Annotated in this window: 8 protein-coding genes and 1 pseudogene; 6 read left to right on the top strand and 3 right to left on the bottom strand. The window is 36.6% G+C overall.

Annotated elements, in window-relative coordinates; genetic code table 11:
- Nucleotides 1-272: 272 nt before the first annotated feature.
- Nucleotides 273-608 (bottom strand): TIGR01244 family sulfur transferase, encoded by a 336-nt coding sequence (locus NNJ73_RS00940; protein ID WP_254492307.1) that lies wholly within the window; start codon nucleotides 606-608, stop codon nucleotides 273-275.
- Nucleotides 609-1,851: 1,243 nt separating this feature from the next.
- Between NNJ73_RS00940 and parA the strand changes: the two genes are divergently transcribed.
- From parA to NNJ73_RS00905, 6 genes are all read left to right on the top strand, one after another.
- Nucleotides 1,852-2,481, top strand: a complete 630-nt coding sequence (parA, locus tag NNJ73_RS00935) for a ParA family partition ATPase (RefSeq protein ID WP_254492306.1) — start codon at nucleotides 1,852-1,854, stop codon at nucleotides 2,479-2,481.
- Complete coding sequence (locus NNJ73_RS00930; RefSeq protein WP_254492305.1) at nucleotides 2,478-2,705, top strand: hypothetical protein; 228 nt, start codon at nucleotides 2,478-2,480, stop codon at nucleotides 2,703-2,705. The genes parA and NNJ73_RS00930 overlap by 4 nt, the downstream gene beginning before the upstream one ends.
- Nucleotides 2,706-3,828: 1,123 nt before the next feature.
- Nucleotides 3,829-4,119 (top strand): EexN family lipoprotein, encoded by a 291-nt coding sequence (locus tag NNJ73_RS00925; protein ID WP_254492304.1) that lies wholly within the window; start codon nucleotides 3,829-3,831, stop codon nucleotides 4,117-4,119.
- Nucleotides 4,120-4,573: 454 nt separating this feature from the next.
- A complete protein-coding gene (locus NNJ73_RS00915) occupies nucleotides 4,574-4,843 on the top strand; it encodes an EexN family lipoprotein (protein WP_254492303.1) in 270 nt (89 codons plus the stop codon).
- Nucleotides 4,844-4,846: 3 nt separating this feature from the next.
- The gene (locus NNJ73_RS00910; protein WP_254492302.1) at nucleotides 4,847-5,065 is read left to right on the top strand and encodes an EexN family lipoprotein; all 219 of its coding nucleotides are present in this window, start codon (nucleotides 4,847-4,849) and stop codon (nucleotides 5,063-5,065) included.
- A gap of 3,003 nt (nucleotides 5,066-8,068) precedes the next feature.
- Nucleotides 8,069-8,473 carry a flagellar protein FlgN gene (locus tag NNJ73_RS00905; RefSeq protein ID WP_254492301.1) on the top strand — a complete coding sequence of 135 codons (405 nt, stop codon included), beginning with the start codon at nucleotides 8,069-8,071 and terminating at the stop codon, nucleotides 8,471-8,473.
- Nucleotides 8,474-10,079: 1,606 nt separating this feature from the next.
- On the opposite strand, the pseudogene NNJ73_RS00900 reads toward NNJ73_RS00905, so the two are convergent.
- Both NNJ73_RS00900 and NNJ73_RS00895 read right to left on the bottom strand, forming a co-directional pair.
- A pseudogene (locus NNJ73_RS00900) lies at nucleotides 10,080-10,922 on the bottom strand (tyrosine-type recombinase/integrase); the annotation flags it as partial.
- 67 nt (nucleotides 10,923-10,989) lie between these two features.
- Complete coding sequence (locus tag NNJ73_RS00895) at nucleotides 10,990-11,232, bottom strand: hypothetical protein (protein WP_254492300.1); 243 nt, start codon at nucleotides 11,230-11,232, stop codon at nucleotides 10,990-10,992.
- Nucleotides 11,233-11,620 lie beyond the last annotated feature (388 nt).

Below are 11,620 nucleotides of genomic sequence, written 5' to 3'. Positions count from 1 at the left end.
AACCTTACAATTTCACAAAATTTAAAATCGATGACTTTTTTCTTTTAAAAGCTAATCGCTTTATCAATTTGCAGGAATTTTTATAGCTTTAGGGGTGGAGGTTTGTTGTATCTTTAAAGAGCAAAGCGTTTATCGTGTCCTAATGAAGAGGGCTCCAGGAAGAAGCTCAAGGAGAAGGCACGAGACAACGATGATTGACAGAGGATTTTTTTACAGATCAGTGCGCATTGAAGAATCTTTGCCTTTTAGAGTGTATGGGAAGCATGCGAAGCTTATGATTCAAGACGTGCTAAACGGTAAAGATGCAGCGAACGCGTTCCGCGATGGCAATAGGCGAGAAGAGGCAGAGATGCTGTTTTTAAAATTGTTTGCATGGTCTCAATATCTGATTTTTCTATGGTCGGAGGAGAAATGGGAAGGTAATAGGCTTTTATGCCATAGTCATTTGCGACCGTTTTAATGCTCAAAAAAGCAGGTTGATGAGGTTCTTCATGATCAGGGCGGTTACAGATAATTGTTTTAAAACCAGCTTCTGCCAATGTTTTGATATTTTCTATATTCACTTGAGCGCCGATAAAAATATCAGGAGCAATTTGCTGTAAATTCATTTTCGTTTATTCCCAATTGCACGATTTTTACGATACTCTGAGGTCTATAAGAGGACATGAAGAAGGTAAAATCTTTCAAGGGCATCTTAACAAAAATATTCTTTTTGTCGAGAAGACTTGCTTGGAAAAATGCGTTGTAAGGTGAATAATATTTCACAGCGCAACATATTCGATCTTGAATAAGATATTGATCTATAATGATAATATAGTGCTGTTGAACTTGAATTAGAACTCTGAATACCCTAAGATTCCCTTATTTTAAGTCTGTTCTATATTGCATCAGTCAAGATCTCTTGCTGATACAGCGGGGGGCGTGTGGAGTAAAATTGTATAAGAAAGGACGAAAAATGCCTTTTACCGTTTCAAGGGCCAAGAGCCTTATCGTATGCCCACGAGCTGGCACAAGTCTTATGATGGGGGCGGTTTTGTTCCTTCTCAAGCTTAAAGATAGATGTGCTTAATGAATTAACCGTTGTAAAAGATAACGCTCTTTATGGATGACTCATTGTTCTTGCGAAGCAGAGAACACTCCATTGTATTGCTTTTTTACCCTTATTTTCTCAAGCTCATTTCACTCTGTCGCACGGAACTGTATCAATTTAAAGAGTATAATATTCATTGTACACACCTCTTCTTTCATTCAAGAAAAGGAACAAACCGATACAATTATATACGCGCCACCGATGCGGACAGCCGTTCTTGACATTTCAGATATTTCATAAGACGTCTTTTTTTTTGTGTTTGTTCTCATATGTTAGCTTTGCTGGTGATGGTAGATAAATAATTTTAATTGATTGAAGATGAGAGTGGGAAATGAGCCAATTTTATGGATTTTGCTTTTCTCATTCAATATTCTCTCCCTGAATTCTCCTAGGGTATTTGTTATCTCTTTAAGGAAAAGGCTTGTTTGTCTGGGTGGAGCAAGGATCTCATGAAAGGTGAAACCCAAGGAAGATTATGGAGAGACCTTATTGATCTATTGGCATGGATTTAAGAAACCTTCATTTTAAGGCGAGGAGAGAGAAGCCTATCACTTGTTTAAACTTATTTTTTTCTTTTTAAGAATATTCCCTTCATAATGTTTTGGGCTTCATACTAAAAGAATATTCTCAAGATAAAATTGCGGGCTGTTGTTTTTATCGTAAAAGTTAAGAGAAATGGTTGTTTTGCAGGTGTTGGATGCTTGCTTCTTTTGTTGTTTTCAGTATAATCGTAAAAACGATAATACTGAAAGATGTAATGAATGATCATTGGACTTTTGAATCAAAAAGGGGGCGTCGGAAAAACCACGTTGAGTGTGAATCTGGCGGCGAGTTTTTCCCGTACCGGTGCACGGGTATTGCTTATTGATGTTGATCCTCAAGGGAGCGCATTGGATTGGGCTGCTGCACGTGAAGAGGCTCCTTTATTTTCCGTTATTGGTTTACCGCGTGCAACGGTTCACAAAGAGATTGCACAGATTGGTCATAGTTATGATCATATTATTATTGATGGTCCTCCGCGTGTGACGGATCTTGCGCGTAGTGCTCTTATGGCTTCGGATTTTGTGCTTATCCCTGTTTTGCCTAGTCCCTATGATATTTGGGCTGCTGATGGAATTGTAAAGTTGATTGACGAAGCACGCGTTTATAAAGAAAATCTCAAATCTGCTTTTGTTATTAATCGTAAAATTGTCAATACAGCGATAGGGCGTGATGTGAACGAAGCTCTTGGCATATATCCCGTGCGTGTTCTTTCTTCTAGCGTTGCACAACGTGTGATTTTCGCAGAAGCTGCAGCACAGGGTAAGGCTGTTTACGAAGTTGATAAGCAAGGACCAGCAGCTGCAGAGATTGAAGCTGTTGCAGCGGAAATCAAGGAGTTAGCGTCATGAATAAAAAAATTAAAATTAGTATGAAACCAACCAATAAATCTATTCCTTTAACGGCTGATGCATGGGTAGGAAGCCACAAAGGAAACGCGAATGGAGGGATGAAGCGTCTCACAATCGATATTCCAGAAACTTTGCATCGATTAATGAAGGTCAGTTGTGCAAGTCGTGGAACTAAAATGGCTGATGAGGTGCGCGAATTGCTTGCAAAAAAATACGGAAAATAAAAATAATATACGATAACAGATCTATGATAATAAATGTGCGTTGGTTTGTTTTTTTTAAAAAAAAGATGATATCGGTCATTTTTACATGAAAGTAATCGTAATAAAAGCGCTCATTTTTTACGTGTTTTTTTCATACGATTCATTTCATGAAAGAGTCATGAACCTATAAAAATTCTTCATTTCAACTTTTCTCCGATGGATGTGATCATCATCTCCTTTGTTATTTGTATCATCGCTGGATAGTTCAGTTTATTCTTCCATAACAATTGTTTTGATCATGATTTTAAATGTGGAGTTCTTTGTTGTTTATTTTACTAAAATACATGGATAAATAATGTAAATTAACAGTAGCGTTGTTTGTTTTTTTCTGCTAGATAATACTTCCTTTTTAAAGTTATATTCATGTTTATCAGGGGGGAAAAATCAATAAAATTGACTGATGTGGGTGCGCTATAAGCTTTCCTCATAACCAAAAGAAATCATCGCGTATGATATGAAAATTATTTCTTTCATTTGTGTGATTTTATAGACTATATGATTTTAGAGTCTGAGTATTGAAGGCTACTTGATGATGGTCAAGGAATAATCTTTTCTATGGCTATCAGGAATGTATAAGATCGCTTTTTTAGAATTTCTATTGGTATTTTAAAAGTGTAGGGGGCGTTTAAGTTTTTTCTTTCTCGGCGGATTAAGAAATAAGGAAGAGCGCAATCAAATCATTAAAAGAGTTGTTGTTTCATTTGCAGAAAGCTTGCAATGGATCTAGCTATGGTGAATTTTTGATACGATATTTGTGCTGCTTTTCATGATAAAGTAGTTCTTGAAAAAAAGAAAAATTCTTGAAAAAAAAGTGATTAAAAAGCTTTTTGAAAATATCAAGATATCAAATTGCTGCTGAAGTCTAAATAGTTCAAATATAAAGAGCCACTGCGTAGATAACATTCCAAATGCAAGTCCAATAAAACAACTCTCATGATTCAACATATTGGCGTTGAAGCTGTTCGTGTTTGTCAAAGGAAAGGTATACGTAAGAGCACGATACAGGGTTTTGTGAATCCAACGATGTCGTTCTCAAAGTATAAAACAAGTTCTTAAAGTATAAAATAAAGAGAGGGGTCAATTCATGAACAAGATCATTCTAACAGCACTATTACTTTGCACAGGACTTGTTGTTGTTGGTTGTGAAAAAAACTACAGTGTTGAGGAATTTAAAAAAGATGAAAAATTACGCAAAGAGTGGAAAGAGAAATGCGATAAGTTAGAGCCACCTGCTTTTATGAAATCCCAAAATTGTGTAAATTTTGTACAAGCCGATATGGAACTTTTTCAAGAGCATTATAGAGATCTTGCAAAGAAACTTCGTGAAAATAGCAAAAAGGGGAATGAAACTGAAAAACAGCAGGACAATAATTAAATTATCAACACTATCAATAGGAGGGCTTTCTTTGCATTCTATTGATTTAGGGATTGTAAAAAAAATTGCGTACAGAAGTTGGATTTAAAATTTTTGAAAATGCACAATGGACCAAATGTGCAATTTTTATGGGACGTTCAATTGTGTCCAAATTTTATCATCTAAAAGAAGGGGAATTTATTGATGAATAAAGTCGTTATCACAGCATTGCTGCTTTGTACTGGACTTGCTGTTGTTGGTTGTGAAAAAAAACTATAGCGTAGAAGATTTTAAGAAAGATCCTAAATTACTCAATCAGTAGTTAGAGAAATGTTTTATTGAAGGGAGTTTTGATTCAAAAAATTGTAAAAACGCAGAGAAAGGTGAATTAGAAACGCGTAAGAAATGGGGGATTTTCGGCTCTGGAAAGGACGACTAGGAAAAATCTGAAGAAAAAAAGGAAGGGAATTTATTGATGAATAAAGTCATTATCACAGCATTGCTGCTTTGTACTGGACTTGCTGTTGCTGGTTGTGAAAAAACCTATAGTGTAGAAGATTTTAAAAAAGATCCCAAATTACTTGAACAGTGGGCAATGAAATGCATGATATCAGGGGATTTAGATTCAACAAATTGTAAAAATGCAGACAAAGCTTATCGTATAGTTCATAGAAACGATTGGCCTGGCGCAAGTTTTGTACATGATGATGAGGAAAAATCTGAAGAAAAAAAAGAAGGGAATTAAATCATGAATAAAGTCATTATCACAGCATTGCTGCTTTGTACTGGATTTGCTGTTGCTGGTTGTGAAAAGACTTATAGCGTAGAAGATTTTAAGAAAGATGAAAAATTGATGCAAGAATGGGGAATGAAATGTGAAAAGATGGAGGAATCTTCCAGAGAAAAATCTAAAAATTGTCGACATGTTAAACAAGCATATATGGAATTTCTTTTTGGCTTTCATTAAAAAATAAAATTCAATAAGTTATTATCTCAATAAGGGATTGGGCCGTTATTGATTTTATTCCGTTTTTTGGATTTTTGTCTCTAACTTTTGGGGCGCTTTTGACTTCAAGAGCTAATCTTTTACGGTTTGCACTCTTTGTGGAACAGATGACATACTGTCATCTGTTCAGCTAAAAAGCGCTTTTAATTGTGGTCGTTGCACCGGAATGAGCAGCCGCGTGTTGCGGTTCATTTTTTTAAATTATGCGCTGATTTTTTTAATGTCTTGGTTGCATACATGATGAAATATGAGATTCAATCTATGCTGGGGTGTTTAATACACATAAAATATTTTATCACACGAAGAATGGCTTTAAGCTTTACGGTTAATTTTGAAAAAAATTAGGTGGGAAATATCTATTTGGAATTTATTTTTTTCTGTTTTTAAGAGAGGGAAAATCATTCTGAAGGGACTTATTATCGTTTTATAGTTAAATATTTTTCTTAAACTATTTAAAAAAAACCGCTTTTTATTGGTGAATATTATCACATCAATTAGAGTGTGAGCCAGTGTTGCTAGGATGGCTTTGCTGGATCTCTAAGATGTTGTTCGCCTTCCATGTCTTTTTGTTTTTTTCTTTCAAGTTTGTACGCCTTTTTCTTGGTGTTTGTTATTATAATTTTGCCGTAGTATTATCGTCTTGAGTGGTGGTGGAGCCCATGTAAAATTTACGCATGAGGTTTCTTTGTTCTCAATTGTTTGGTGAATATTCTTCGGACAATGCTTTGATGTGTAAAGAGTGTTCGTTGTTTTTCATATTGAATGAGCCCCCGATACTCATAGAATTCTCTTATTTCAAATCTGTTCTCGGTTAAGTTACGCAACCCCATGTTTTTTGTACGTCAAAAATGAAAGTGTTCTCTCGCGAATAAAAAACGATTAAGAAAGGTATACAAATGCTTCTTATAAACTTATTCTCAAGAGCCAAGGGGTGTCGCACCATGAGGGGGGTGAGTGTATGATGGGGCGGCTTACTTTCTCATAGAGGTCAAGATGGTGGTGCTTTTTAGCGTAAGCTTTAATATTATTCTTTAGGGGCGTGATATGCCTTGAGGGAGGAAATTAAGTGAAATCGGCTCGGTAAGCTGCTTGATAAGAAGATAAATTGTTTACAGATTGGATCTGCTCGAAAACTCTGTCCTTTAAGGCGGGGATGACGTTGGGATTCAAGGGAGCGTGAAAAGACAAAAACTAGTGGTTAAAAATGCAGATAAAAAGGAGAGGTTAACACCAAAAGAGTTGCAAGTGATGTTTGAAACTGGGAGGTGATTTATCTAGAGAGCTAAAATTTTACTTTGACCTTATGGAAAATTAAGATGCTTATTTGCACAGATTACGAAAAGTTAAGAGATTATGCTTAATATACCTCTATGATGAGCGCTAAAAATACAACAAAAGCGTTGAGGGTAATGATCAAGGTTGAATAAAGCATCGCGGCTTTTACGAGATCAGCCATAAGAATCTCTTTCTGTTCTTTTGGAAGTGATTTTATGAGTAACAATATGTTACAGCCTGTAATATATGCGGATACACCATATTCGGCAAGCTTAAAAACTTTTCTTTATTTAAAGGGGTGATGGTGAGAAGGGGGATGTCGTCGAAATTGGGCCTTTATTATAAACTATGTTTTTAGGTTAGGGTGCCTGTAAAGCTGCGATATTAAGAGTGGATTGTATGCTGTCCGTGAAATAATAGACAGGAAGATGAGGGGAAAATTTGCAAAGAGTTATAGGGGGAGAGTTAGGCGTTATTTATTGATAATATTTTTATTTATAAGAATAATCTAGAGTTCTTCAGCTTGAGTGAGAGTCTTGAATACCGAAATATTATCTTATTTTAAATCTTTTTATATTCAATCAACCAAAACTATGTTTCTTGAACATTACAAGTAGAGAGAGCCGTACGGTGTGAAACTGTACAAGAAAGGTATACTTCTTATGAAGCGTCTTCAAGTGCTAAAGGAGGTAACATTGGGGGATTGAGTGTGTGATGGTGGCGGCTCAATGGATTGGAGATTTATCATTATACTATTCATGGGAGCCGGTGCGCAATGGACTTGTCAAAATGGACTTGTGCGCAATGGGTTCGGGTGCCTTTTAAGAGATTGTTTTTTTCAAACAAGCGCGTGAAGATGTGATTGAAGACGTCTCGAACGGATGGGTTAAGAAACGCTTGAAAAGGTTTAAAAAATCTTATATAGTCGCTCATTGCAAAGAAAAGCAAAATGATAATTGAAAAAGAAAGATGGATGGCTATTTAGCTATTTTAAGATGTCTTTTTTAAGAGTGCTATATGGCTGATCTGTTCAAAAGAGCATTCTCTTTGTGTGTTGTGCAGAATACTGCGTGTATGCAGAAAGAGTTTGGGGTGGGGGTGTTTCCTTTTGAGTGGGAGCAAACTAATCTTGTAAGGTGCTATCTTATGGCATCAGAGAGTATGCAGGTTTAGGTGCGGGAAAAGCCGTAAAGTTATGGAGGGTAAAATGCTGCTATCGATGAAATGCTGAAGTTCTTAATGGGCTTAAGTCTCTATATGCTGCAAATTTTTGCTGGCAGGTGTTTTTTGCAGGCGTTTTTTTATTGTCAAGGTTATTGTCAGAGCATTGTCGTTTTCTGTTGAAGGCTTGGGGGTGATGAAATGGGCAAAGATAAAATAGGCAAGGCGAAATAGACAGAGAACGTGTGGGAAAATTTGGAAGTTTCGATATTGTTGTGCAGGGTTTTAAGTTTATATCGTTTTGGTGAATGCGTATACTAGCAAGAATGATTTTGGAGCAAAGCAAGAAAATATTTCAGAGAATACGTTGAAAGTTGAAGTGGTACGCACTTTGAAGGATTGTCGTGCTGTTGTCTGAGAAATGTTCACGTCACGAGCGCGATTGGGTGTATCAGCATTGAAGAGAAACTGTTTAATCTCCCTCATTTAAAAGCAAGATTGAACAATACGGTTGAAGGGGAAATAAAAATGTCTGTAGTGCAATATGGTGATGATAGTTTTGCAGCAAAAGCAAAAGCTCTTGATAATAATCTTATTGATCGTGATTGGGCGATGACAAAATTTGTCGCTGCTGTGAAAGGTTTAGCCCAAGTGGTTGATTATGAAAGCAATATGCTAGAGAGCAGTGGTATTCCAGATTACGAAGAAATAAATTTATGTAAAATACGTGGTTTGCGTGATCTTAATAAATCGATGAGCGATGTGAGACGCTACATGAATCAAGATATTGAGCATGAAGTTGAAAGTTTGCTGTCTGATTTACAAAAAAAATTACAGCGTAATAGTGAACTACTTCAAACACATTTAAATGCAGTCAATGACCTTTCGCAAGCTATGCAACTCTCTGGATTTGCAAAAGAATTAGAAGAGTAATTTAAATTTGATTCATAGCGGTTGTTCTACGCGATTATAATGATGAGGTAGGGCAGTGATTTGAATAAAAAGTGTGTTTGTTGAGTTTCCATGTTTTAAGCGCGTTTGGGTCTTAAAATTATCATTTTGCTGTTCTGTAAAACAGAGTCTCCAGTTTCTTTTAAGGTGATGTGACGCGTACACCTGTGTGGCGGTGAGCCAAGTGAAGCGGCTTTAAGAGAAGACGGATTGTTTATAGAACATTGTTTACAGAGTGGGTTGGTAGGCACTTCATTTTTTCGTTTAGGGAAGGGGGCAAGAGAATATTAAGACCGCCCCGTGATGCCTTATGCAACAGTCTCCTTTAAAGTGTTGTGATGTAAAAAGTATGGTGATGTAAAGTTTTCCTCATTAAGTACTTTTTAGAGTCTTTAGTGAATATTGCTTTTAAATCTTATGAAGCTCTGCTGTTTGAAGTGTGGTGATGTGAAGCGCACACCTGTGTGGTGGTGAGCCAAGTGAAGCGGCTTTAAGAGAAGACGGATTGTTTATAGAGAATTGTTTATAGAGTGGGTTGGTCGGTACTTCATTTTTTCGTTTAGGGAAGGGGGCAAGAAATATTAAGACCGCCCCGTGATGCCTTATGCAATCGTTTCCTTTAAAGTATGGTGATATGAAGCGGTTAGTCACTGCAAGCTCTATGTTTGAGATAAAGAGGCGGTTTAGTATTTTCTCTTCTGTTGTCGTTTTTGTATGCCAGATTGGAGTACGCGTTTCTCTGTTGGGATTCGTATTTGAAAAGGAGAGGGAGCTTCATTGGTAGAGAATTATAAAATTGTAAAGGTGATATTTTTACCATCACCTTTTTGCTTTACAGCTTTTAAAGGAATTTAAAGCGCTGTCTTTTAAAGAGTGAAGATCATACATTTTTTCATGTTTTTATATTTATTGCGTTTTTAATGGGATCGCGCCTCTCATGCAAAACAGAACGATTCAAAAAGAATAAATTTATTGTTTGCAATATACGCGCTTATTGTAAAGAAATATTTCTCAAGGCTTGCACATCCATTTTGTAATAGTGCCTATTTTGTGATGTCGATCTGTGACGTGACGGTATCCATGAAGGTATAAAGCCTTCATGGAAATAATATAAAATCTACAGAACACTCTCATCCCTATAAAGAAGCAAGTTGGCATTGCCATATTTTTCAGCAACGTTACTTTATCATTTTCCAATGTTGCGACAGCTTTTGGCACTTGAGATTCTGGGGATATTTTTATTCTTGTTTTACTTATATACACCTTTGCTTGTGATGAGAAAACAAGTGATTTTGATTGATTTATCCATAGGAGAAGGGCGGTGATGAGAGAACCCTTACACTATTTGGTCTTAAAGTTGTAAAAGATGATTTATGAGGATAAATCAATGTGTTATTTTAATAGAATGATGGGTGCAGAGATATTTAGAAGATGGATTGATAGGAGTGATCAACAGTGAGACCCCTCTTGATAAGAAATTGGATTGTTTACAGATCTGAGGAGGAAGTGAAGGACAAACAAGAGTGCTCTCGCCGTGATGCGTTTTAAGATATTTTCAGAAGTATTTATGAAGCGGCAGGAAGGCTTATGAAAAGAAAATATCGTGTTTCATATTGTAGGAAGTCAGCCCAATAGCCTGTTCAATTACTTTCATCGCCTCTGATGATAAAGGCACGCGAAACTCTGTTGTAGCATCACGTCTACCTTTCATATTCTCAGCAGGGATAGTCCAGATATCACCCTCAACTTGATCTTCACGAATATGACGCAAGGAATTGGTACGAACCCCTGTAAGGATAAGCAAGCGCAAAGCCAGTTGTGTTAGGGTTGTTTTTTCGCAAAGTGTTTTATAAAAAGCCGGTATATCTCTCCAATCCATGGCTGGTATATTTTGTGCTTTATGGAGTTGCTTTCCTAAGAGAGCGCGTGCTTTTTCTGTTGCTTGTAAATCAACATTCAATCCTAAGGCAGCCGCATGTTTGAGACAAATATTAAGACGATTCAGTGCTTTACGCGCTGTATCAGCTTTTGTATGCCAGATAGGGGCAAGGGTATTGCGTATCTCTGTTTGTGTAATCTCAGAAACGGGCAGACAGCCTAATTTAGGGAGAATATAAAGCCGCAAAGGTGCAAACCAATGTCCATCTTTCCCATCCCCTTTTAATTCAGCTTTACGACTTTCAAAAGTATCCAAAGCGATATCTTTTAAATAATGGAGATTACGCATTGCTTCACGCTTTTGTTTTTCACGTTCTTTAATAGGGTCACGCCCATCATGTAAAACAGAACGCCATTGGTTTGCCAATTCACGGGCTTTTTTTAAAGAGACATGTCTTAAGGCACCCAAGCCCATTTCACGACGGCGCCCGTGAATGGTATAACGATAAAGCCATTGAGCACCACCATCAAAAATTATTTTTCTAGAGTGAAGAGATTTCTTGAATAAGAGACTGTTTGCCGTTCAATTTTTTTAAGATGCGTTCACTCAACTCATGTTCTCAGACTTGCTTTTCACAGAGAAAAATCTTGGTTGTTAAGTTTAAAGCATCTCCTACGGTGCTATTCTTAATCAATAACCAAAATGACTTGTTTTGTCCTTTTGCTGCGGTTGAGATATCATAATAATAGGGTAGAGCTTTCATGAGCGGATACGCTTCATACAAAATAACATACCCCAAATAGAATAGATTTGTTATTGCCCGTTCAATGCTTGTTTTAAGGAGATTTTTCTCAATGTTCATACTTATTTCATAAGAGTGTTCATGAAGAGGGATAGGGTGCTTTTTGAAGTGATAAAGACTCTCATGAGTAGTACAAAAGAATGGTACAAAAGCTGCTATTTTTGTGCATAGCAAAGGAGTAAGCGGGTCGTATGATTCACTTTGCCAATTCCCTGTGTTGCTTTTTGTTGTGGTTCATAAAGAGGCATGCTTTTTTTGTACCGTTTTACTGCATCGAAGTTTTCTCGGCTTGTGATGCGCAAGCAAAGCGTTTTGATGGCTTCAAAATGAGCAGTTTGGACATGAGAGAATGCTAAGCTTTCTAGTTTTTTTGTTTGGTTGGTAAAAAGTATTATAAATCAATATGTTATTTTGATAAAATAACGGCTTTTGAGAATTTTAAAAATAG

The sequence above is a fragment of the Bartonella sp. B1099 genome (genome assembly GCF_944801835.1).
In the GTDB taxonomy this organism is placed as follows: domain Bacteria; phylum Pseudomonadota; class Alphaproteobacteria; order Rhizobiales; family Rhizobiaceae; genus Bartonella.
This window is presented reverse-complemented; position numbering and strand designations above follow the sequence as displayed.